The organism is Moheibacter stercoris, assembly GCF_040545805.1.
Lineage (GTDB): Bacteria > Bacteroidota > Bacteroidia > Flavobacteriales > Weeksellaceae > Moheibacter > Moheibacter stercoris.
Window position 1 is genome coordinate 116,872 of the sequence record NZ_JBEPMO010000005.1, and the last position, 23,894, is coordinate 140,765.

Annotated in this window: 24 protein-coding genes; 8 read left to right on the top strand and 16 right to left on the bottom strand. The window is 36.9% G+C overall.

Translation table 11 applies throughout. The features are described 5' to 3' along the window. The first annotated feature begins 243 nt into the window (after positions 1–243). Positions 244–798, top strand: a complete 555-nt coding sequence (locus tag ABID46_RS06130; protein WP_354508130.1) for an REP-associated tyrosine transposase — start codon at positions 244–246, stop codon at positions 796–798. Between the two features lie 707 nt (positions 799–1,505). Here the strand turns inward: ABID46_RS06130 and ABID46_RS06135 are convergent. The 4 genes from ABID46_RS06135 to ABID46_RS06150 all read right to left on the bottom strand — a co-directional run bounded on the left by ABID46_RS06135 (position 1,506) and on the right by ABID46_RS06150 (position 6,057). Beyond that, entirely contained in the window at positions 1,506–2,081 is a 576-nt protein-coding gene (locus ABID46_RS06135) for a suppressor of fused domain protein (RefSeq protein WP_354508132.1), read from the bottom strand. 40 nt (positions 2,082–2,121) lie between these two features. Continuing rightward, the gene (locus ABID46_RS06140; RefSeq protein ID WP_354508134.1) at positions 2,122–2,514 is read right to left on the bottom strand and encodes a PLDc N-terminal domain-containing protein; all 393 of its coding nucleotides are present in this window, start codon (positions 2,512–2,514) and stop codon (positions 2,122–2,124) included. Positions 2,515–2,564: 50 nt separating this feature from the next. Next, entirely contained in the window at positions 2,565–4,592 is a 2,028-nt protein-coding gene (locus ABID46_RS06145) for a M3 family metallopeptidase (protein WP_354508136.1), read from the bottom strand. 178 nt (positions 4,593–4,770) lie between these two features. Beyond that, the gene (locus tag ABID46_RS06150; protein ID WP_354508137.1) at positions 4,771–6,057 is read right to left on the bottom strand and encodes a DEAD/DEAH box helicase; all 1,287 of its coding nucleotides are present in this window, start codon (positions 6,055–6,057) and stop codon (positions 4,771–4,773) included. A gap of 313 nt (positions 6,058–6,370) precedes the next feature. Between ABID46_RS06150 and ABID46_RS06155 the strand changes: the two genes are divergently transcribed. From ABID46_RS06155 to ABID46_RS06175, 5 genes are all read left to right on the top strand, one after another. Then, on the top strand, positions 6,371–6,823 hold the full coding sequence (locus tag ABID46_RS06155) for a Fur family transcriptional regulator (protein ID WP_354508139.1): 453 nt from the start codon (positions 6,371–6,373) through the stop codon (positions 6,821–6,823). Further along, entirely contained in the window at positions 6,801–8,612 is a 1,812-nt protein-coding gene (locus ABID46_RS06160) for an OstA-like protein (RefSeq protein ID WP_354508141.1), read from the top strand. The genes ABID46_RS06155 and ABID46_RS06160 overlap by 23 nt, the downstream gene beginning before the upstream one ends. 62 nt (positions 8,613–8,674) lie before the next feature. Next, positions 8,675–9,364 carry a hypothetical protein gene (locus ABID46_RS06165; protein ID WP_354508143.1) on the top strand — a complete coding sequence of 230 codons (690 nt, stop codon included), beginning with the start codon at positions 8,675–8,677 and terminating at the stop codon, positions 9,362–9,364. Continuing rightward, positions 9,364–10,554, top strand: coding sequence for an aspartate aminotransferase family protein (locus ABID46_RS06170; RefSeq protein ID WP_354508145.1), 1,191 nt, complete (start codon positions 9,364–9,366; stop codon positions 10,552–10,554). Before ABID46_RS06165 ends, ABID46_RS06170 begins: the two co-directional genes overlap by 1 nt. Before the next feature lie 15 nt (positions 10,555–10,569). Further along, a complete protein-coding gene (locus tag ABID46_RS06175; protein ID WP_354508146.1) occupies positions 10,570–11,100 on the top strand; it encodes an adenine phosphoribosyltransferase in 531 nt (176 codons plus the stop codon). Here ABID46_RS06175 and ABID46_RS06180 read toward each other — a convergent pair. From ABID46_RS06180 to ABID46_RS06190, 3 genes are read right to left on the bottom strand one after another with little or no spacing between them, the layout of a single operon-like run. Further along, positions 11,097–12,092: an OmpA family protein gene (locus ABID46_RS06180; RefSeq protein ID WP_354508148.1), complete on the bottom strand. Its 996-nt coding sequence runs from the start codon at positions 12,090–12,092 to the stop codon at positions 11,097–11,099. The genes ABID46_RS06175 and ABID46_RS06180 overlap by 4 nt on opposite strands. Before the next feature lie 36 nt (positions 12,093–12,128). Further along, positions 12,129–13,250, bottom strand: a complete 1,122-nt coding sequence (locus ABID46_RS06185) for a GNAT family N-acetyltransferase (RefSeq protein WP_354508150.1) — start codon at positions 13,248–13,250, stop codon at positions 12,129–12,131. Positions 13,251–13,270: 20 nt separating this feature from the next. Further along, complete coding sequence (locus ABID46_RS06190; protein WP_354508152.1) at positions 13,271–14,725, bottom strand: GFO_1087 family putative carboxy terminal peptidase; 1,455 nt, start codon at positions 14,723–14,725, stop codon at positions 13,271–13,273. Positions 14,726–14,784: 59 nt separating this feature from the next. On the opposite strand from ABID46_RS06190, the gene ABID46_RS06195 reads away from it, so the two are divergent. Together ABID46_RS06195 and ABID46_RS06200 are read left to right on the top strand one after the other, a co-directional pair. Continuing rightward, positions 14,785–15,174 (top strand): hypothetical protein, encoded by a 390-nt coding sequence (locus ABID46_RS06195; RefSeq protein WP_354508154.1) that lies wholly within the window; start codon positions 14,785–14,787, stop codon positions 15,172–15,174. Positions 15,175–15,189: 15 nt separating this feature from the next. Continuing rightward, positions 15,190–15,879 (top strand): zinc metallopeptidase, encoded by a 690-nt coding sequence (locus ABID46_RS06200; protein WP_354508156.1) that lies wholly within the window; start codon positions 15,190–15,192, stop codon positions 15,877–15,879. Between the two features lie 64 nt (positions 15,880–15,943). Here the strand turns inward: ABID46_RS06200 and ABID46_RS06205 are convergent, their stop codons facing one another. The 9 genes from ABID46_RS06205 to ABID46_RS06245 all read right to left on the bottom strand — a co-directional run bounded on the left by ABID46_RS06205 (position 15,944) and on the right by ABID46_RS06245 (position 23,888). Then, entirely contained in the window at positions 15,944–16,564 is a 621-nt protein-coding gene (locus tag ABID46_RS06205) for a response regulator (RefSeq protein WP_354508158.1), read from the bottom strand. Between the two features lie 23 nt (positions 16,565–16,587). Then, a complete protein-coding gene (locus ABID46_RS06210) occupies positions 16,588–18,450 on the bottom strand; it encodes a tetratricopeptide repeat-containing sensor histidine kinase (RefSeq protein WP_354508159.1) in 1,863 nt (620 codons plus the stop codon). Between the two features lie 190 nt (positions 18,451–18,640). Beyond that, positions 18,641–19,189, bottom strand: coding sequence for a hypothetical protein (locus tag ABID46_RS06215; RefSeq protein ID WP_354508161.1), 549 nt, complete (start codon positions 19,187–19,189; stop codon positions 18,641–18,643). A gap of 77 nt (positions 19,190–19,266) precedes the next feature. Next, complete coding sequence (locus tag ABID46_RS06220; RefSeq protein WP_354508163.1) at positions 19,267–20,388, bottom strand: hypothetical protein; 1,122 nt, start codon at positions 20,386–20,388, stop codon at positions 19,267–19,269. Between the two features lie 200 nt (positions 20,389–20,588). Continuing rightward, a complete protein-coding gene (locus ABID46_RS06225; protein ID WP_354508165.1) occupies positions 20,589–21,743 on the bottom strand; it encodes a homogentisate 1,2-dioxygenase in 1,155 nt (384 codons plus the stop codon). A 90-nt stretch (positions 21,744–21,833) separates the two neighbouring features. Continuing rightward, entirely contained in the window at positions 21,834–22,214 is a 381-nt protein-coding gene (locus tag ABID46_RS06230; protein WP_354508167.1) for a CCC motif membrane protein, read from the bottom strand. Positions 22,215–22,216: 2 nt separating this feature from the next. Then, the gene (locus tag ABID46_RS06235; RefSeq protein ID WP_354508169.1) at positions 22,217–22,501 is read right to left on the bottom strand and encodes a DUF2752 domain-containing protein; all 285 of its coding nucleotides are present in this window, start codon (positions 22,499–22,501) and stop codon (positions 22,217–22,219) included. Beyond that, positions 22,489–22,977 (bottom strand): tetratricopeptide repeat protein, encoded by a 489-nt coding sequence (locus ABID46_RS06240; protein ID WP_354508171.1) that lies wholly within the window; start codon positions 22,975–22,977, stop codon positions 22,489–22,491. The genes ABID46_RS06235 and ABID46_RS06240 overlap by 13 nt, the downstream gene beginning before the upstream one ends. A gap of 38 nt (positions 22,978–23,015) precedes the next feature. Next, a complete protein-coding gene (locus tag ABID46_RS06245; protein WP_354508173.1) occupies positions 23,016–23,888 on the bottom strand; it encodes a T9SS type A sorting domain-containing protein in 873 nt (290 codons plus the stop codon). Positions 23,889–23,894: the final 6 nt, after the last annotated feature.

The following is a 23,894-nucleotide window of genomic DNA, read 5'->3' on the forward strand; positions in this document are numbered from 1 at the left end:
CTCGCCTCCTAGCATTTTTCTTGTGTTTTTTAACTATTGCTTTTTCTTTGGGGCAAATTTGGAGGTATGATTTTCTAGCGCTCGTTTGAGCGCAGCGGTTACGAGTGTTTTACTTATTCAGCGTTTAAAACGCAAAAATTATAGGCATGCGTTACTCCCGATGTTTCGGGAGCGCGCCAGACTAAATCCTTATTTTATTATATTTAATTGATTTCTAGTTATTAAATTTAAAACAAGTTCATTATGTCTGAAAAATACAAAGTGATTGATAGTTCTATTCCTACTTTTGTTACAATGACAATTATTGGTTGGGTTGATTTGTTTATTCGTCCTTCTTACAGTAAAATACTGGATGATTCGTTGAATTATTGTATTGAAGCTAAGGGTTTAAAAGTTCACGCCTATGTTTATATGACAAGTCATATCCATTTAATTTTAAGTTCTGAGGGAAATGAAATTCAAAACATTATCCGAGATTTCAAGAAACATACGAATAAGAAATTTATAGAAGAAATAAATTCAGTATCAGAAAGTAGAAGAGTATGGTTATTGAACAAATTTTCCTACGAAGCGCGTCGAACGAACCGTGCCGATCATTATAAAATTTGGCAAGATGGATTTCATCCAATTTTGTTGGATAATTATAAGAAAATTGAACAGCGTATTCACTACATACATTATAATCCCATAGCAGCAGGTTTTGTTTACCATGAAAGAGATTGGAAAAATAGTAGTTACTCTTCCTATGAAGAAGGCAATAGGGAAATTTCAAATGTGAAAGTTAGCCCACTTTGGTAATAAACGCTCGTTTGAGTGCAACGGTAACGAGTGTTTTTTTTATTCAGCGTTTAAAACGCAATTAAGATTGACACGCGATGCAATCGCGCGCCAGATTGGGGTCTTAATGTTGGTTGCAATGCCGACGTACAAGAGGTTGTAGACTATTGAATTTTGAAGTTCGCCAAAGGATTTTTCGTTTTCCAAGAACATTGAGTTGTTTGCAGGTTCTTGTGGAAGTATGAAAAAGGTATAAATGGCTGCAATGGGACTAAAGATTGTGTCTTTGGGGTATAGGGGATTTCAGATTTAGGATTTCAGATTGCTGATTTTATTAAACATTAAGGCATTAAGTGTTTTAAGGTTATTATGTTTCTGCGCTCTTTGCGAACTCTTTGCGCTCTCTGCGGTTATAATTTCTTCTCTAGCGCTCGTTTGAGTGCAACGGTAACGAGTGCTTATATTAATCAGCGTTTCAAACGCAAAAAAGATAGGCACACGATGCAATCACGCACCAGATTACGTTAATAAAACAAAAAAAAGCACCCAGTCTCCCAAGTGCTTCTTATATGTTTAGTTTTTATACTGTCTCCGGTCCCTGAGCATTTGAGATTAAGAGGAGAAACGCAGTTTCGGGTAATAAATATCGTCACTGGTCACTGACCAGAGCCTGTCCACCGAAGGAGGGTCGAAGGGCCAACTTCCTATATCGCAGCTCGCAAATCGAATTATCCCAAACTCACTTTCTCACGTCTTACATTATACGGATGAAAATTTGGATGTTTCCAAAAGTCCTCAATTCCCATAATGTTGTAGGCTTCTAGTTCAGAAGCATAGATAGGGTAGAGTGACGTAAGGTTAATTTTGTAGTCTTCACCGACATCAATTCCTGCCCATTCTTCACGTTCAAAAACAGTTGGAGCAAAGACCAAAAAGGCATCCATCTCGGAATCCTTCGCCACTTGGCTCTTGAAATCAATCGTGAAACCATAGGTAAACGGATATTTCCCACGCAAATGGTTGGCAATATGCCCAATGACAATCCCCCAATTGATTTCGTCTGACTCTACACAAATGCATAGTTCTGGACGAGTATCGGTATAGTCTGGATGTTCAACCAAAGACAAACCATAGGTTACAGCAGTCATATATCCGATTGTCGGATAATCTCTGTATACAATGGCTGAAACATCATTGACACCTTCGATGGTGCTTTCATTTCGAAAGAATTCAGGTTCGCGTTGGAAGATTTTATCTAAATGTGCCAAATACTTGACAACGGCTGTTTCTTTGGGGTCTTTCATTTTAGTCTAAACTTGATTTCGTTTCTATAAAAAGAAACAATTAACTCGGAATATAGGGTCTAGGTTGTTTGGATTGGATTTCGGCGATCCAATAGATCATTGGGCCAATAATACTTACCAAAACAATGATAAGAATCCATACAATCCGCATGTTTTGATTTTCGGGCTTTTCGAAATTAGGGTTTTTGATGGCATGGATCAAAAAGTAAATCCATGAGAAAAAACAAATGGCCATGGTAGCAAAGAATAGGGCAAAGAAAGTACCCATTCCTACAGCCAAACCTACGGGTAAGTCTAGTTCGCCACTAGCTCGATCCTGCATGGAGACTTCAATGATTCCAAATACAAAAATGAAATAGCCGAAAAATAGGAGGAAAAATAAAGCAATCGGTCCAATGGCTAAAAAGGCTTGTAGTTTTGAGTTATTCAACATAAAGAGTCATTTTTAGCCATTAGACGTTTTTGCTTGTATTTTGTTACAAATTAGTTGAAACCAGCACGTTTCATCAAGGCATCGTTGCTTGGTTTTTGACCACGGAACTCTATGTACAATTCCATAGGGTCCACGCTACCACCACTTTGCAATAATTTCTTGAATTTTGCTGCTACTTCTTTGTTGAAAATTCCTTTTTCTTGGAAATAGGCAAACGCATCGGCATCCAAAACTTCTGACCATTTGTACGAATAGTATCCAGATGAATATCCACCGTTGAAAATATGAGAGAAGGAAGTACTCATCAAGGTTCCTTCAACTACCGGATATAAATTCGTTGGAACCATGGCTTGGTTTTCAAATTCCGAAACCGAAGTTACCTTCAATGGGTTGGAGCCGTACCATGCTTGATCCAAAATACCAAAGCTCAACTGACGTACCGTTTGGTATCCTTCCATATAGTTAGACGCATTTTTCACTTTGTCAATCAAAGATTGAGGAATGGTTTCTCCTGTTTGGTAGTGTTGTGCGAAAAGTTTCAAAGCTTCTGGTTCGTAGCAATAGTTCTCCATAAATTGAGAAGGTAATTCTACGAAATCATACAATACATTGGTTCCAGAAAGGCTTTCATATGTTGTGTTGGCCATCATTCCATGTAAAGCATGCCCAAATTCGTGGAACAAAGTTTCTACTTCGTCAAACGTCAACAAAGCAGGTGTGTCAGCTGTTGGTTTGGTGAAATTACATACAATTGAAACATGAGGACGAACTTGTTTTCCGTTGATGTTGGATTGTTCTCTGTAGCTAGTCATCCATGCTCCAGCTCGTTTACCAGCTCTTGGGTGGAAGTCTGTATAATACAAAGCCAAATGTTGTCCTTTCTCGTCCAATACTTCGTAGACTTTTACATCTTCGTGGTATTTGTCAATATCTTTTCTTTCTACGAAAGTGATTCCAAATAAACGTTTTGCAATTTCAAACGTTCCTTGAACAACTTTGTCCAATTCGAAATAAGGTTTCAATTCGTCTTGAGACAAACTGTATTTTTCCATTTTTACTTTCTCTGCATAATAAGCATGATCCCATCTTTCCAATTGTTTGATACCGTCTTTTGCTTTTGCGTAGTCTTCCAACATTTTCACGTCACGTACGCCAAATGGTTTGGATTGTGTCAATAAATCGTTTAAGAAGGTTTTCACCGTTTGAGGATCTTTTGCCATACGATCTTCCAATACGAAATCAGCATGGGTGTTGTATCCCAAAATGTTGGCACGTTTCAAACGCAATTCTGCGATTTTTTGAACGTTTGCTTCGTTGTTGTATTCGTTTGCTTGAAAACCTTTGTTGCTATATGCCATGAACAATTCGCGACGCAATTCTCTGTTGTCTGCATAGGTCATCACCGGCAAATAACTTGGAATGTGCAAGGTAAAAACCCAACCTTCCAATTTGCGGTTTTCTGCTTCTGCTTTTGCTTCTGCCAAAACATACGAAGGAAGTCCTTTTAATTTGGACTCATCTTTAATTTGTAAGAAGTAATTGTTGGTTTCTGCCAAGGCATTTTGTCCGAAATTCACAGTCGTTTTGGATAATTCCGCATCGATTTTACGAATTTCATCTTTTTGTGCTTCGTTTAAGTTCGCACCGTTACGCGTGAAAGATTTGTATTTTCTTTCCAACAAACGCATTTGCTCCGGATTTAAATTCAAAGCATTTCGGTTATCATAAACGGTTTTGATACGTTTAAACAAAACTGGATTCAACATGATGTCATTGCCATGGCTCGACAACATAGGTGAAATAGTTTTGGCTAAATTTTGAATTTCTTCGTTGGTTTCAGCTGAATTCAAATTGAAGAAAATCGTTGAAATTTTCCCCAATTTTTCTCCCGAAGTTTCCAACGCCAAAATGGTGTTTTCAAACGTAGGTTCTGCTGGGTTGATGCAAATATCTTCGATTTCTTTTTGAGACATTTTGATGGCAATTTCAAATGCTGGTAAGAAATGTTCGGTTTTAATTTGACTAAATGGAACCGATTCATGCGGCGTGTTGAAATCTTGTAACAAAGGGTTTTCCATTTGATTCTGATTAAACATTAATAGTAAAAAATAAATGAATTTCATTTGTATAATTTATTTTGAAAAAGGCAAATTTAGCTTTTAATCAAATAGACAGACCTTATATAAGTCATATAAACTGTTAAGATTTTCTCAAAAAATTCCGATTTAAAGGGCATTGCCTTGGGATTCAATTTGTTTATTTCTTAAATCCAAAATATTTTTTGGGTTTGCTTTTCTTTTTTGAATTCGCCGAATTTCCAGAAGAAGTATCCGAAACCTTGCTTGGAGCATTTCCTCTTTTGGAAGGTCTTGGCTGTTTTACTTTTGGTGGAGACTTGGTGAAATTTTTCATCGGAAAAGGATTGTCCTTTGCTTCTGGAATTTGCATACCAATGGTTTTTTGAATGTCCTTGATGTAGTCTCTCTCGTCTATATCACAAAACGAAATCGCAATTCCTTCGGCACCCGCTCGTCCGCCTCGTCCAATTCTATGCACATAGGTTTCGGGAATGTTTGGGATTTCATAATTCACCACATATTTCAACAAATCTATGTCAATTCCACGCGCCGCAATATCAGTCGCCACCAAGACTTTGATTTTTTTGTCTTTGAAATTATTCAAAGCATTTTGTCGAGCATTTTGCGATTTGTTTCCATGAATCGCCGCCGCCGTGATTTTTAATTTTGCCAAAGCTTTGACCAATTTGTCCGCACCATGTTTGGTTCGGGTAAAAGTCAATACACTTTCGTTGATTTCGGTTTTCAACAAATGGTGCAAAAGACTTACTTTGTTTTCTTTGTCTACAAAGTATACTTCCTGCTGAATCGTTTCCGCTGTAGTGGAAACAGGTGTAACCTCTACTTTAATCGGATTATGCAAAATGCTATTGGCCAATTCCATAATAGGCTTGGGCATCGTTGCTGAGAAGAACAAAGATTGTTTCTTTTGAGGAAGGATTTTCAATAATTTTTTGATGTCATGGATGAATCCCATGTCCAACATACGATCTGCTTCATCCAATACAAACAATTCTATATCACGAAGCGAAATGATTTTTTGATCGATCAAATCCAACAAACGTCCAGGCGTTGCGACTAATATATCCACACCATTGCGAAGTTTTCCCACTTGAGGTGTTTGTTTCACTCCACCAAAAATAACGGCATGTTTCAAATTCAAATTCTTTCCATAATCTTGGAAAGATTCTTCAATTTGAATCGTCAATTCACGCGTTGGCGTTACAATCAAAGCTTTGATGCTTTTCTTGGGATTTTGTTTTTTACGCTCTTCTAATAATTGTAAAATAGGAATGGCAAAAGCTGCCGTTTTACCTGTTCCGGTTTGAGCACAACCCAGAACATCTCTACCTTGTAAAATAGGAGGGATGGCTTGTTCTTGAATGGGTGTTGGGGTTTGGTATCCAAGTGCGTCCAATGCATTTTGGATAGGGTCAATGAGGTTTAATTCCTTAAATTGAGTCATATAATTTTTAAAATAGGAAATAGGATGCCAATCCAATAATTGGAGCTATTTCGTTCAAATGTTTTGATTTGGGCTTTTCCTAACTTTACCTTCTTTCTAAAGTAGCTTTTTCAGAATGAAAAATAAGCCCTGCTGTTGAAGAATTCGGATTGTTTTAAAAATCTGAAAGAGATAAAATCGGGGCAAAGATAAGGGATTTAAATTAAACTGAATGGGAAAGAATTGGGTTCCGATAATGATCCTATAAGAAGGAATGATGCTCAAATTTTCAAATCTTCAAATTTAGAACTATCTTTACCGAAACTTTGCTGTAATGGAAATGGATGCTGTAAAACAGAAAAATTATGAGGTTGTAAAACAAGTTTTCACCAAATTTTTGGAGGAACATGGGCACAGGAAAACACCTGAACGCTATGCAATCTTAGAAGAAATCTACTCAACAGATGAACATTTTGACATCGATCGTTTGTACATCATGATGAAAGATAAAAAGTACCGCGTGAGTCGTGCTACTTTGTACAATACCATTGAATTATTGTTGGATGCTAAATTGGTACGCAAACATCAGTTTGGAGATCAACAAGCCCATTACGAAAAATCCTATTTTGACAAACAGCATGACCATATCATTTTAGGAGATACAGGCGAAGTTATTGAATTTTGCGATCCACGAATTCAATCCATCAAAGCAACGATTGAAGAAGTTTTTGGCATAAAAGTGGATAGTCACTCGCTTTATTTTTATGGCAGAAGAAATCAGCAATAGAATCAGAATCTTATCCTTTCTTGGTATTTTCTTTCTTGGAATCTTTGCATGGGCGCAAGTCACGCAAGGAACTCCACCGAAAAAGAAAATCAAACATTTGCATTCCGATGTGATCAAAAGTACTCCCGAACGATTTGAAGGAAATCAATTCGCCTATGGGAACGTAGGTTTTGAACATGAGCGAACCAAATTATACAGCGATAGTGCTGTGTATTACATGAAAGAAAATTTCTTTCGTGCTTGGTCCAATGTTCGAATTGTCAACGATACCATGAACATGCGTTCCGATAGTTTGGAATACGATGGAAATTTGAGCATAGCCAAAGCCTTTGGAAATGTTCATATGAAAGACCCTAAATCAGAAATGTTTGCGGACTACGTCGAATACAATCGTGAAACGGAATTCATCATCGCTTCGGGAAATGTTGTCTTGGTCGATCCGACTCAACGAGTTGAAACTCCTTATTTGACCTACGATAGACGAACTGGAATAGCTTACACAGACAAAGGTGCCATCATTAGAGGTTCAGATGGAACCGTCACGCATACCCAAATTCTTCAGTACGATACAAGAACCAAAACCATTGATTTCAATCAAAATACACGGATTGAAACAAAGGATTATATAATTGATTCGCACAAAATGAGGATGAATCAACAAACAGGTGAAACGGAATTTTTGGCGAATTCAAGAGTGACAAGTCGTGAAAATCCGAGAGACAATATTTATATGCCCGAAGGTGGCGGAATTTTCAATCGGAAAACGGGTGAAGCCTTTCTAAACAAGCGATCGATTGTGTACAGAGAAGGCAAGGAATTGCATGGAGACAAAATGTATTTCAACGATAAAACCGGATTTGGATGGGCGAGAGGAAATGTTTTGATGGACGATCCAGAAGAACAACGTTTCATACGAGGTGAATACGCCGAAGCGCATCGTGATATGGATTCCGCTTTTGTAACTGGAAATGCCTATGCTGTCAAAGCCTTTACTGAAGATTCGCTTTATTTCCATGCAGATACCATCATGGCGGTTCAACGTAAAGATTCGACACGTGTTTTGAAAGCCTATTACAATGCGAGATTCTTCAAATCCAATGCCCAAGGAAAGTCAGATTCGGTCTTTTACAATGAAACGATTGGTTTGTTGAAATCCTTTCGAGATCCCATTATGTGGTCGGGTGATCAACAAATTACCGGCGATACCATTTATTTGTACAACAATCCTCAATTGGAAGTTTTGGATTCGGTTCGAATCTTCAACAATGCTTTTGCGGTTGCTAAAGTCGATTCCTTGAATGATAAAGAATTCAATCAAGTAAAAGGAAAATTTATGACAGGTTATTTTCTGAACAATTCTTTGAATTTGGTGGAAGTTCATGAAAATGCGCAGTCTGTAACCTTTGTGGACGATGAAGATGAAGAAACACTAGAGAAAGAAAGAATCGGAATCAACTTATCGGATTGTGGAATCATAGAAGCCGAAATCAATGGGAAGAATGTTGATGTTTTATCTTGTCGAATTCAAGCCAATTCCAAACTCTATCCGGATTCCAAATTACCCGAAACGGCGAGATATCTCAAGGATTTTCGATGGAGAGGAGATGAACGCATGTTGAGATGGCAAGATATTTTCATCAAGGTTCCAGAAAATCTACAAATCGATATTTCCAATACAGATACTGAATCCGTTGAAGCTGAGCGAATTGATTTGGATAAAATTCTGGAAGAAGAAGAAAAAGAACAAGGAATTAATTCTTCTGAAGAAACGAAAGAAAATAAAGAATAATCCGTTATAGATTAGTATTTTTACCTTTTGGAAAATATAAGACGAAACATTCACAATTGAATATGAAAAAATTAAACTATTTCTTTTTGCCTTTGGTTTTTATTTTGAGTAGCTGTTATATCTACAAACCTTATTCAGTAAAAGAAGAAATTGCGCAAGGTGATCCGAATCAAAAATCTGCATCAAAAGCAGGCATTAGTGTTCGTGATACAAAGCAACCCACAGGAAATCTTTCAGCTTCTTCCAAAAATACTCCTTTGGATAAGGGTGAAATAACCGAGGAAGAAAAACAAAGAATCAAGGCAGAAGAGGCCAATAGAAATCAGTCTCCTACAGCCAATAACAATATTCCAGGTAGAACCACCTCTGAGATAGAAGGTGAATCTGCCGGAACTCCTAAAATGACATTGGGCCGTGATCCCAATCCAATCAATACTGGAAAAGTATCACGTGATCCAGAACCAAAGGTTGCCCTTCCAGCTGGTGCAGGATTGAAACAAAAAATTCAACCCAACAAATACTATAAAATAACGGTTGAAGAAAAAGAATACAAAATTCAAGCAGACAAATGGGAAGGAGATACCTTGGTTTCGCATATTTTACGCAAACCCAATCGTGTCTTGAGATTTCATGAGAATCAAATCGATGAGGAATTGTTGAAAGAAAGAAGATTCTCAAAAGCCTATTCTGATTTGTTTACGGTTGGAGCTTATGCTGCTGCCGGAGCTGCTGTTTTATTATTGATATTGTAATGAAAACTTCCAATCTTCAAGAAGATTTTTTTAAATACCAAGCCAAAACTACCCCATTCGCATCGGGATTTGAAGTCGACTACGCAAAAGGATCTTATGTGTATGGGAAAAATGGAAAAGCTTATTTAGACTTTGCCGCGGGAGTATCTGCCAATACCTTGGGACATTCGTTTCCAAGAATTATCAATGCCATAAAAGAACAAGCAGATCGCCATTTGCATGTTATGGTATATGGTGAATATGCACAAGACAAACCTGTTCAATTGTGTAAATTATTGGCAGAAGTATTACCAAATCCTTTGAATACTACCTATTTGGTGAATTCAGGAACGGAAGCAATCGAAGCTTCTATGAAGTTAGCCAAACGCTATACAGGTCGTGAAGAAATCATTGCTTGCAGAAATGCCTATCATGGAAACACCCATGGTTCATTGAGTTTGGCTGGTCGTGAAGAAAAAAAACGTGCTTTTAGACCTTTATTGCCCAACATTCACTTTATTGATTTCAATTCCGAAGAGGATTTAGCCAAAATTTCATCCAAAACTGCAGGAGTTGTTTTGGAATCCATTCAAGGAGCATCGGGCTTTCGATTGCCTCAAAATAACTATTTGAAGAAGTTGAAACAACGTTGTGAGGAAGTGGGCGCTTTATTGATTTTGGACGAAATTCAACCAGGATTTGGCCGTACCGGAAAATTATTTGCCTTTGAGCATTATAATATGGTTCCCGATGTTTTGGTAATGGGGAAAGGTATGGCAGGAGGGATGCCAATTGGCGCCTTTACTGCATCTGCCGAAATTATGGATTGTTTATCACATAACCCAAGTTTGGGGCATATTACCACTTTTGGAGGGAATCCACTTGTAGCTGCAGCTGCTTTGGCAACTTTGGAAGAATTGTTGGAAGGTCCTTGGATGAAAGAAATTGACGAAAAAGAACAATTATTCCGTGAATTATTGGTTCATCCGAAAATCAAAACCATTGCTGGAAGAGGTTTGATGTTGGCTCCCGAACTCGAATCGGCAGAGTATTCCTTAGAAGTTGCTGCGAAGTGCATGGAAAGAGGTTTGATCTTGTTTTGGTTGATGTATAGCATTCAAAATCTACGCATCACGCCACCCTTGACCATTTCCAAAGATGAAATCAAAGAAGGTTGCGATATCCTATTAACTGTTTTAGACGAAATTTAATTTAAGAATATAAAAATGAGCGATTTAAGTCAAAGAATCGATGAGAACATTGCACGAGTAGCCGATTTTCCACAAGAAGGTATTCAATACAAAGACATCACTTCTTTGTTTCAAAATCCTGCTTTATGTGCCGAAATTGTAGATGCGTTTGCAGAATTTAGCCGTGGGAAAATTGATGTGGTTTGTGGAATTGAAAGTCGAGGTTTTCTATTTGGAATTCAAATTGCTCAAAAATTAAACCTACCCTTTGTCTTGATTCGTAAACAAGGAAAATTACCGCCTCCAACGATTGCCGAATCTTATGAATTGGAATACGGTAGCGCAACGATTGAGGTTCAGCCTCAATACATCCAAAAAGGAATGCGCGCTTTGATTCACGATGATGTTTTGGCAACCGGTGGTACCGCAGAAGCTTCTGCAAAATTGATTGAAAAATGTGGCGGAGTTGTCACACAATTCAGTTTTATTGCAGACTTAACTTTCCTAAACGGTAAAGAGAAATTAAGCCATTTTACAGAAGATATCCAGAGTTTAGTCGGATATTAAAATTTGACAAGCTCAACACGTCTGTTTTGGGCTTTTCCAGAATCAGTTGTATTATCCGCTATAGGATTTTCTTGACCGAAGCCATTGGATTTTAAACGATTTTCAGCGATTCCGTTTTTGATTAACTCATTTTTTACGGTTTCTGCTCGTTGTTTGGATAAATTTAAATTATGTTCAGCTGTCCCAGTGTTGTCCGTATAGCCATTGATTTCAATGTTCAAGTTTGGTTCATTTTTTAAAGCAGCCATAATTTCATTTACGGCAATGATTCCATCCTTTTTCAAACTTGCTTTATCTGTGTCAAAATTGATGTGCAAGGTAACTTTACCTTGTTCGGTCAAAGCTTTTTCAATTTCATCTGCATTTAGCAAAGAGATCGTAGATTTAAAAGCTTCTTTTTGTAAAATTTGAATTTTTCCTGAAGCTGAATTTCCACTAATCTGAACAAAAATATCATCTCCATTTTCACGTCTGATTACATAAACTTTTACTGGCTCGTTCCAATAATCAATTGAACCATCTTCTCCCAAATAAGTAGCATTATCAGATAAGTATTTCAATTGTTCGGCGTCTAGCTTTCCATCAAAGATTTTAACTCCTCCAACTTCCGTTAGAATGGCGTCGTAATTTTTATAAAATAAAGGCAAACTCCAAGTAGAACCAGATGTATTGTCAGCTACAATATTGGATTTCCAAACTTTTCCATCAATTGGTTGAAATTTTCCATCAATGGGAATATATAAGGTTTCGAATTCTTTTTCAATGGGATTGTTCTGATTTTTTAGATTTTCAGGAAGTGAGAAATATGGAAATTTTCCCAATTCATGATTTGAAACGGGGATGGACGTTAAATCAAATTCATTTTCATTTTTTTCGCCTTCATTTACGACAACTTCTGTTTTTTCTTCTTCAATTTGAGTGGTATTTTCATTTTTACATGCCCAGTTCATCATGAATACTCCGACAAAAAGATAAAGTGTTGTTTTTTTCATTTTCTGATTTGATTTAAAAAAATAAGATGTTTAGGATTAAATAGCTTTCTTAAATGTTTTTCTGCGTTTATGAAGGATAGGGTTGTAATCTTTCCATAGCATTTGCACACTTTGGTTATCTTCCAATTCTGGATTGGTTTCCAAAAACTTGATGTTGTGCTTACGGAAAGTTTCATACATTTCTTTGAAAATAATCGCCGTAACGCCTTTTCTCTGATAAGAAGGATGAACGCCAATCAAGACAAATTCAACTGTGTCATTTTTCTTTTGCGCTTTCAACAAATGATACCAGCCAAATGGGAAAAAGCGACCTTTTGCTTTTTGAAGTGCTTTGGCAAAGGAAGGCATGGTAATGGCAAAAGCGATCAAATTCTTATGTTCATCTTCAATGAATGTGATGAAATCTGGATTTAAAATGGTCGAATATTTTTTAGCATAAAATGCTTTCTGTTCTTCAGTAATTGGAACAAAAGTTTCCAAATCTTTGTAAGATTCTTCAAGTAAATCAAAAACAGGTTTGATGTAGGGCTGAAGCTCACTCGAATTTTTGAAATGAATGACATTTAATTTGTATCGTTCCGCTACCAATTTCGCAAAGTCAAAAATTTTGTCTGAAATGGTTTCAGGAGCCGTCATGAAATTTTCCACCCATTCTTTCTGCTTTTCAAATCCCAAAGCTTCCATGTGTTGCGGATAATATTCGTAATTATACGGTCCGATAGCTGTTGCAATTCGGTCAAATCCATAGGTAAGCATCCCTGCAAATTCTAAATTGGTTGCACCCATCGGGCCTTCCATATAGGTCAAACCATTTTCTTTTCCAATTTCAGCTACTTTGGCAAATAGTGCTTTGGAAACTTCGATATCATCAATTACATCGAAATGCCCAAAACGGATTTTTTTATCTTGTAATTGATTTACTTCGATATTGTTGATAATTGCCGCAATTCTTCCTACAATTTGTCCATTTTTATACGCCAGAAAGTACCTTGCTTTCGCATGTTTGAAAGCTGGATTTTTGGAAGTGTCCAAATTATTGATTTCCTCAGCCACCAATGGCGGAACGAAATAAGGATTGTTTTGGTACAAGCGAAGTGGGAATTTAGCGAATTCGCGTAATTCCGTTCTAGAAAATATTTCTTTGATTTGAATTTCCATATACGCGGCAAATATAGGAACTAAGGTTGTAAAATTATTCCTTTGTCCAAATACATTTCCGTTCCAAAGCGATTCAGGCTCTGAGACGACCCAATTTTTGAGGTTTGGATGGTTGAAGGGGATAGGATCGGTGCAACTGGTCCAAGTATTTGATTCAATGCTGTCGCCAATAGTGGTTCGTTTAATTCGCCCAATTCTGGTAAGTTTTCTAAATAATGCAATTCATTCACTTCATACATTGGTGAAATTCCATGAGTCGGCCCTGATTGATTTTGCGAATTTTTGTAGGCAAATACAATAGGTTGCATAGCAATGGTATGATTTGGATTTAGGTTGTTGTCTTGGGTGAAATACGTAGAAGGAGAATCATACAAAGTGATGGAACCAACTGTTTTTCCATAGGTTTTCGTTCCAATCGTCACCACATCGATATAAGGTTCCAAACAAGAAATTAACATTTCACTTGCCGAAGCAGAATTTCCTGTTGTCAATATGAAAACTCGATTTAAATTTAATTTTTCCATCGGGAATGTTCCAATTGGATTCAAATTATTGTCATACCATTTCGCAATATCGGCAAATCGATAGGTTTCATTATTCTGATCCATTTTATGGTTATAATGTAAACTGGAAAAAGCTTGATTGGTAAATTGTCCCGTAATCATCGAACCCAAATAAGTCGCAGTTTGGACAGAACCACCACCGTTGTAACGAAGATCCAAAATCAAATCGCTAATTCCTTGAGATTCCAATTCCATAATGGCTTGGTTCAATTCATCATTGTAATTGGCACGAAATCCATTGTAGACCAAATACCCAATTTTTTGTCCCGAAATTTCAATTACTTTGGTTAGGTAAATAGGATTTTCTTGTAGCTCAGTTCTGGTTAATGTTTTTTCTTCATTGGTTTCGATTAATTCTCCATTTTGAAAATAGGCCAAACGAAAACTCGCTGTCGAATTCCCAAGCAAACTTGCATAGTTGGAAGTCGTCAAGGCAGTTCCGTTGATTCTAGTAAAAATATCACCACGAGAAAATCCTGCTTGAGCAGCTGGCGAATTGGGTAAAACATACTGTACATATCCAAAAACTGAATTGGAATTGGTGTTTTGAATCACCAAACCATAATCCATTCCAAAAGTTTTGTTGATTCCTGCAAACTGATTTTGAAGCGTTCGATAATCGCTAACAATCCATGAAAAACGGTCGGTATTACCATAATCATACAAAAGGTGCTGAAATAATTCTTGTGTTTGAAAGGAATTTAAAAAGGATTGATAATCCGATTCCGACTGAAAACGATCATCTGCTAAATCTTCTACTTCGGTCTGCCAATAGTACCATAAATTCATAGCTTTCCAGACAAAATCCTTTTCCGATTTGGAATTGGGAAGTCCATCGTCATCATTCGTACAAGAATAGATTCCCACCATAAGAATGCTCAAAAAGAGTATTTGGTAAAATTTAGATTTCATAACGTAGAATTTTGTTGTATTTTTAAATTCAGTTGTTTTCAGGATGGTAATTTAAAGGTATGAAATTTTTAAAAATTTTCGGTTTTTTCTGTTTGCTATTGAATTGGAATTGTCAATCTTCTCAAAGTATTCTGGGCTATGAAATTTTGTCAGCCACTTATTCCGAGAAATCCTATGACGAATTTGACAAAGGATTTTTGGTGAATATGGAATATCAGATGCCACCCAATACCCAAATTAGTCATATCATTCTTAATCGATTCAAATTCAAGTTAGAAAATATAGATAAAAATAATCAAGGAAATTATGTTGTTGATGCCTATTTTCCTGTTCAGTCCAAAATCATCCAAAATTTCACGCCACCTAAGACTGACAAAAGAAAAGATGGAATAATTTTTGAAATTGATGGAGTGGAAATTTACAAAGAAGTAAAATTTAAATTAAAATAAATAAATCGAAAAACTATGGATCCAATCTATTTGATTGTTGTAGGTGTGCCGATGCTTTTGAGTATGTACATCAGTTATCAGTTGAAAAGCAAATTCAAACATTACTCAAAAGTTCATTTGGCAAACGGTATGAGTGGTAAGGAAATTGCCGAGAAAATGTTGAGTGACAACGGAATTCATGACGTAAAAGTGATTTCCACACCAGGACAATTAACTGACCATTATAATCCTGCCAACAAAACCGTTAACCTTTCTGAAGTGGTTTATCACGAAAGAAATGCAGCCGCCGCAGCGGTGGCAGCCCACGAAGTAGGTCACGCAGTTCAGCATGCCAAGGGCTATTCCTGGTTGGAAATGCGTTCTAAAATGGTTCCAATGGTAAGTATTTCGAGTAATTTGTTGCAATGGGTTTTGATGGGAGGAATTGTATTGTATGCTTCTTCTGGTATTTCAACCGTATTGTGGATTGGAATTGCCTTATTTGCGGTAACTACTGCTTTCGCTTTTGTGACCTTACCAGTAGAATACGATGCAAGTAATAGAGCCTTGGCTTGGATGAAAGAACGAAATATGGTATTGCCAAACGAATATGCGGGCGCACAGGAATCATTGAAATGGGCGGCTAGAACCTATTTGGTAGCGGCTTTGGGGTCTTTGGCTCAATTGCTTTATTTCGTGATGATTGCGATGCGCGGAAGAGATTAATTCAGAAAATCAATTCCATATTAGATAGAAACCTCAGGGGAAACCGCTGAGGTTTTTTTATGGACTACAACAACCCAAACTCAAAACAATATTTAATGAGTTGAGCAGTGTTTTTGGACTCCGTTTTTTCCAATAAACTTTTTCGGTGGCTGATGACCGTGAGCTGACTGATAAATAATTGATCAGCGATTTCCTGATTGGTCAGTCCTTCGGCAATAAGTGCCAAAACTTCCTTTTCTCGTTTGGTGAAAACCGGAGTCTTGGAAGTTGTTGGAATGTTATTGCTCAAAATTTTCCGGATGGATGCTGGTAGAAACTTTTTCCCCGACGAAACTTTTTCAATGGTTTCAATCAATTCGTCTGAGCTTGTGTTTTTCAAAAGATAAGAATCCGCACCGTTTTCCAACATTTTTTGGATGATGCCTGCCTGGTTAAAAGTACTAAGCGCGATGATTCCCACTTTAGGAAATTGATGGCGGATGTCGTTGCAAAACTCAATTCCGTTTCCGTCGGGCAGGTTGATGTCAAGCAAAATAATGTCGGTATCGGGATTTTGTTCCAGAAATCCAAGTCCTGCCTTGCCTTCCATAACATGTTCTACTTTTTCTACATAATTCAATTCATTGAGCATAATGGAAATTCCTTCTGCCACTACCTGATGGTCTTCAATTATGAGTATTTTCATCTGCAATTTTTTTAAATTACATATCAAACCGGGATTTCTATGTGCACAGCCGTTCCGGAATTTTCAGAATCAATCTCGAGTTTTCCTTTCCAATAATCTACTCTTGAACGAATTCCCGTCAGTCCCATTCCGGTTTCTTTTTCAATCGATTGAGGATCAAATCCTTTTCCGTTGTCTTCCACTTCAATGATTACTAAATTTTCATCTTTTCTTACCTGAACCAGGATTTCAGATGCGTCCGAATGTTTGATGGAGTTGTTGACCAGTTCCTGAATGATTCTGTAAACCGAAATATCGAGTTGCTTTCCGAGTCCGTTTTCTATGTGATAAGATTGATAAATGATTTTCAGGTTTTCGTTCTGAATGCTTTGTAGGAATTCTCCAATGGCTCCGTTTAGACCGAATTTCAGGATGCTTTCCGGCATCAGGTTATGTGCAACCCGCCGCAATTCGCTGATGGATTCGTCCAGTAAATGAACCGATTTTTCAAAAGCAGCACCGTCTTCTTCTGTAATGATTAATTTTTTGTGCATGTTATTTAGATTAAGTTTTACACCGCTGAGCAGTCCGCCCAATCCGTCGTGAAGCTCTTTTGCCATTCGGCTTCTTTCATCTTCCTGGCCTTGTAATAATGCCCGGGTGGCTGAAAGTTGTTTTTCCGTTTCGAGTTCATGTATTCTTTGCGTTTGTAATTTTTGTCTGTTTTTATAATTTTTATAAACCAAAAATCCAATGATTCCAGCTGCTAAAAGAATGGCTGCAAGTGCGAAATTGAGAAAATTTTTCTGACGGATTTTTAAAGTTTGGGCTTGTTTTTCTGCATTTAAAGTTCGGATTTCAGCTTCTTTTTGTTTGAATTGGTATTTGGCTTCAAATGCGATGAGTTGTTTTTTATTTTCGTCCAATTGAATTTCAGAATGCAGTTTTTCATATTGTCGGTTATGAGTCAGTGCTCTTTCAAAATCACCTAATTTTTCATAAGTTTCAGATGCTTTTTTGTGGAAATCAGCCAGTTCGTATTTGGTTTCGAGTCTTTCTGCAATCGGAATTCCTAATTCAATGTTTTCAATGGCGTTTTTGTATTTTTTATGTTCAATATAAATTTCTGCCAAATAAAGGTAACCATACATCTCGCTTTCAGGGAAATTCAGTTCCTTTGATTTTTGCAACGCTTTGTTTAAATAAGAAATGCCTTCGGATAATTTTGTTTTTCCCAAAAAATTTCCTTTGGCCAAATAACCGTCAACGATGTCGTATTCGCTACCCAATTCTTTGGCTATTTTTTCGAACTGATTTATGTAGTCAATGGCTTCGTCATATTTTTTGTGATATTTTGCATTGATAGCCAGATTATATAATGGCGAAAGGGAAGTCCATGGATCTTTGTTTTCTTTTGATAATTTTAATGCTTGAATTGAATATTCTTTTGCTTTTTCGTATTGCCTCATTTCTGTAAAAACAGAACCAAGATTGTTATTTACAGTACGTTGCGTAATTTTATCCTGTAAAGAATCAGCTATATTTTTAGCTTTTAGGTAATAATCCGAAGCTGCCATGAAATCTGACAAATATTGCCACTGATTCCCAATATTAAGATATGCGATGCTAAGGTTTTTGGGACTATTTAGTTTCTTATATTTTTCAGCTGATTCTTCTGCCAATCTCAGTGCTTCTTTAAACTCGCCCTGCTTATTCAGAATCATAATAACATAGCTGGCATAGCGTGCCTCGCCTAAACCAAATTTATTTTTCTTTGCAAAATCCCTGGCAACGGTATAATAATGCAGCGCCGAATCAGAATTTGATTCTTCAAATAAATCGCCTAATTCATAAAAATGATCGGTTTTTTTTTCGACATTTTTCTCCTTTTCAATCAGGATTTTCAAACTGTCAATCTTTGAATTTTCCTGAGAAAATGAATTCAGATAGCATAAGGAAATGATCAATAAGTATAAGTTTTTCAAATCAGATGTTTTGAAATTAATGATATATTGCGCTGAAAGATTTAGGATGTTCATCAAATATAATCAAAAAACAAGGACACAAACCCATATGTCCCTGTGATTTAAAGATTCATCAGAATTTAAAAGTTAAGCCAGCATTTAGTACAGAAACACCATAACCCAGTTCTGCATAAACGCCGAACATATCGGTGAAAAACCAACGGGCTCCCGCGAAACCGCTTACTCCGACGCCACTGCCATAGCTTTTTCCGAAATAATCTTCGTCTAAATCTGATGAATATTTGACAATGTTATATCCGACCATTGCTCCGGCATACAAATCCAAATCGGGAAGGTTTTCAAATCCGTTGTAATGATAAGCCCCGCGAACCCCGACGATGATATAATTCCATTTGGCATTATAACTTGAATCGGAATATTTATAACCGGTCGTACCTAAATATCCCCCCAAACTTACCACGCCCGGTCCGCCGACTTCCCAGATTCCATGGTCTGCCGACAAACTGATAGCAGGCCTTACTTTTCCGTATCCGCCCAAAGCGGTTCCTACACCGACCCCGGCATTGATGGCAGTCGTTCCCTTTTGAAAAGCTTGTGCTTTTGTTTCTGTATAAAAAATTGAAAATAATAGAGAGCATAAAATGACAAATGATTTTTTCATAAGAATATAATTTTTTAATTTGATTTAGAAAAAACAAGAGCGCATGAGGACTTTGCGCTCTTGCTATAAAACACTAATTAATTAGCAGCATACAAAATATTTGGTCCGTTTATCCAATAAGAACCTGTACCACCGTCCGTATATCGGAAACCTTCCCAATCACCTGTGGCGGGGGTTGTGATATTGCCATCTCCGTTGGTGTCGCCACCATGAGTATCGTCTTTATAAGAAGTCAAAATAGCAGTTGGATCTAAACTTACATTTCCAAGGTAAGACTGAATGCCACTTCCGGGATTGATGAACTTTACTATGACACCGGGTTTGATGTTAATACTCGCAGAGGAGTGTACTTGTGTGACAGACGGAGAATTGGAAACATAAGGAACTTCTGTATTGTCCCAGTTTACAGATTGACCATTATTGCCATCAGAACCCCATATGCTCAGGAAAATACCATTATGTGAATTGGTCATAGTCGGATTTTCAGGATTATGGAAGATGTTGCTTGGATTTAGTTGGTAGAAAGTATTAAAGTAAATAGGTCTTCCATTATCATAGAGTGCATTATTGGTGAATTTACTTACGCTTGCATCCTGCATAGAAGAACTTCCATAGAAAGCATAGGAACTGCTACCTGGCTGATAGAAGGTATGGGCGATTCTACAATTGTCAAAAGTAAAGGAAACAGACTGAGCCCAATCGATAAATACTGCATGACTGTTTCCGCCACTAGGCTGGCCAGCATAAAAAATGTCCACATATTTGAAAACCGAAGCAATCGTTCCGTGAAGGTCCAATTCGATCCAATCCCCTTTTTCTGCTTGGGTGAAATTTCCATCGCCATTTGTGTCCCCACAATAACGGTCATCGGCCAGAGAAGTGAAAACAATACGTTTGTCAGCGGTTCCTTCTGCCAGAATTTTTCCTTCTTCATATATGCGGATACTTGCATTTCTGATTTTTATAATCGCACCCGGCTCAATGGTCAGAACAGAGCGCACAGATAAATCAGATCCGTCAATTACATACACAAAACCTTCTTCCCAAACCGTAGGTTCATTGATGGTTCCCGAAACTTCAATTACATCACAATACGCAACCGGTTCTTCCTGTTCTTCCGGCATTCCACCGTCATCATCTGTACTTGTACACGCCATAAAGTATAATCCGGCAAATAATAGAATTAATAATTTTTTCATCTTGAATTTATTTGATTTTTATTGATGACAAAATTATCGGCAGTAGCAAAGGAAGACAATCCTTATAAATGAGGATTTTTTAAATTTAGATTGGAAATCAATGAATTAATGCAATGTGGCTTCGAGAGCCTCAGCCACCGGAAACAAAAAAATCCCGCAAAACGGGATTTTTCTATATTCTATTCTCTATGTTCTATTTCTTATTCCAGCCAACTGGTTTTATAGCTATCATCCTCTAAATCAACCGCTGCTTGTGTCATTTTTAACGGATGAAATGGATCGACCATTAAAGCCAATTCACCAGTTTCTTTTTGGCCAATACTTCTTTCCATTGCTCCTGGATGAGGGCCGTGTGGAATTCCTCCTGGATGAAGCGTGAAATATCCTTTTTCAATGTGATTACGGCTCATGAAATCGCCATCTACATAGTACAATACTTCTTCTGAGTCAATGTTGCTATGGTTGTAAGGAGCTGGAACTGCATCAGGATGGTAATCATACAATCTAGGGACAAACGAACAAACAACATAATTGTTTCCTTCGAAATTTTGATGTACTGGAGGCGGTTGGTGAATTCTTCCCGTAATCGGTTCAAAATCGTGGATAGAGAATCCGTACGGATAGAAATATCCGTCCCAACCTACGACATCAAAAGGATGTGTTGCGTAGGTGATCGGATGAATCATTCCCGCTTTTTTGACTTTGATTAAAAACTCTCCTTGTTCATCCACTGGAGCTTTGTATTGAGGCATTTTCATGTCACGTTCACAGAAAGGTGAATGCTCCAATAATTGTCCGTATTTGTTACGGTACCTTCTTGGGGTTTCGATTGGCGAAAATGATTCCATGAAAAACAAACGATTGTTTTCGGTATCAAATTCCATTTGGTAAATGGTTCCTCGAGGAATGATAAGGTAATCTCCATATTCAAATTTGATGTCACCCAAAAAGGTTTTCAAGGTTCCAGAACCTTCGTGAATGAACAACATTTCATCGCATTGACCATTTTTGTAAAAATAATCGGTCATGGATTTTCTAGGCGCAGCCACACCCATGATCAAGTCATTGTTAAAAAATAAAGGAGTTCTTGCCTCCAAAAAATCATCGGTTAGTTTGGCTTTGAACCCTTGAACCAATCGTGGTGTAATATTTTTTTCAATCGCTGCAACTGGAGTAACATCAATTGGTTCTCCAAATTTCATCATTTGAGTTGGTCGATGGATGTGATATAATAAAGAAGAAACGCCACTGAAACCTTCCGTTCCAAATAATTGTTCATAACGGTGTTTTCCATTTTCATCTTTAAATACCACGTGTCTTTTTTGAGGTATTTCCCCTAACGTATGATATCTCATTTTGCGTGTACTTTGTTTGTCTAAAGTTAAGAATTCTTTGTGATACCAAAGAAAACATTCATCATATAATCAATAGGATGGAGCGTTTCCTTATGAATTTTGTTGCATTTGTTCAATTGTTGAACGCATTTCTTCCAAAATTTCTGGTTGCGCCATGACACCTACAAACCATAATACGGTAAAGATTCCTAGTATTAATCCTAGAATAGTACCAATTATCGCAAGGATTTTCGCCGTTTTGGTATTGTTGTAAGATGTTAAATTGTAATAGTTTGGGTTATTGGAATATTCCTTTAAAGCTTTGGACGCCATCAACCAGCCTATAATACCGATTAAAAATCCTGGTACAGCCGTAAATGCGCCGCAACAACAACCCAATAAAGAGAAAATTATCGAGCCAATTCCCAAAATTAACGCAAGCGGATCATTGGGTAGTTTCTGATTGGAATTAAATTCTTCGAATTCGTTCATAGTTAGATAAATTTTAAAATGTAAGATATAAGCATAATGGCAACCGAAATGATAAAGGAATATTTCAAAATAGCCAATGTTTTTAGGTTTCCTCTAAAGGTATGATAGGCAAGAATTCCTAAAGTGAAAAGTAAGGGTAGAAGTGCAGGATACATTTTGAATGATTCGACAAAATGTCCGTTGATCAATAATTCAAAACTTCTTTGGATGCCACAACCAGGACACTCAATTCCAGTTGTATCCTTAATTTTGCATGAAAGTTTTGGTGTGGTGATTAAAAAAGCCATTTGAAATTTTTTTGCCAAAAATTCATTTTCATTTGAACGCGTCCAATTTCATTGAGCAATAATCCATGAAAATCCTTGTTAAAGTTCAGATTTTTTGCTTCTAAATAGGTTTTATAGGCTTTGATATAATCCTTACGATGCTCAGCAATTTTTGCTTTCTGATAATACAAAGTTGCTTTGTCTGCACCATCAACGGTTAAGCCTTCAGCTATAACTTTTTCAGCTTCTTCCAAATGTCCAAATTCAATCAACAAATAGCCATAATTTACATAAACGACCGGATAAGTTCCTTGGCAAAATTTAATCGCCAATTCATAATGACGTTGGGCTTTTTGGAAATCTTTGATTTTGGTTTCATAGATCCAGCCCAAATGATTATGCGCTCGACCATATCCAGGATCGATGGAAAGCAATTCTTCCAACAAAAGTTTAGCGCCCGATAAATCACGTTCGTCAATCGCTTTGCTAATCTCCAAAAAAAGATTTTCTACCTCTTGCATAAGCACAAATGTACTTATTTTTTCATCAGTTTAAAGGTTTCTTTTGAGTTGTTTGAATAGGTAATGGTTAACAAATAAATACCCGATTTCAAGGAATTTACATTGGAATTTAATTCAGCCAAAGTCGTTTTGGATTGAATCAATTTCCCCGTCATATCATACAATTCCAATTGTTTGATGGGTTTTTGACTATCAATTTGAATTTGAGTAGTAAAAGGATTTGGATAGACTTTTGAGATTATTGAGGAAACTTCGCCTTGACTTAAATTCTTTCCAAAATCTGTTAATTCCCAACCAAAATCTTGCATTACAGTTGCAGTGAATAAGCCCATTGTGTTGCCAATTCCCTCATAAATACGAAAATTAAAACCAGTCATTTCTTCAAAATGATAAGTTTTCACATTTTCCACACCATAAATTGATTCGTTTGTTATATTAGTTATAGTAACGGGCTCAGAAGTGTCGCCGTCCACAAATCCTAGTAAATTAACGGTGTCTCCTATTCCTAGATTGAAATCATATAATAGAAATTCACCCAAAGAATGCTGGGCAAAACCTTCTTCGTAATAGACATAGACTTTCTTTTCATCTATGTTTTCACTTAATAAAATGCCTGCATCCGCCCAATCTGTCCAATCTGAGGTAGCTATATCGTTAATTCGATCTCTTGAACGTATTTCCAATTCCCAATATAATTTATCATTTAAGGTAATTGTATTGTCCGTAAATCTTACGTGATAATCTTTGTAATAAAAATCTCCTGAGTCCATATCGGGCATTACAGAATGAAATTTCCATTCATTGTCCGATTGAATCATTGGAGAATAATCTTGCGCTACGACAAGGCCAAAAAAACTAAATAAAAGAGAAAATAAAAATTGTTTCATAAGGCT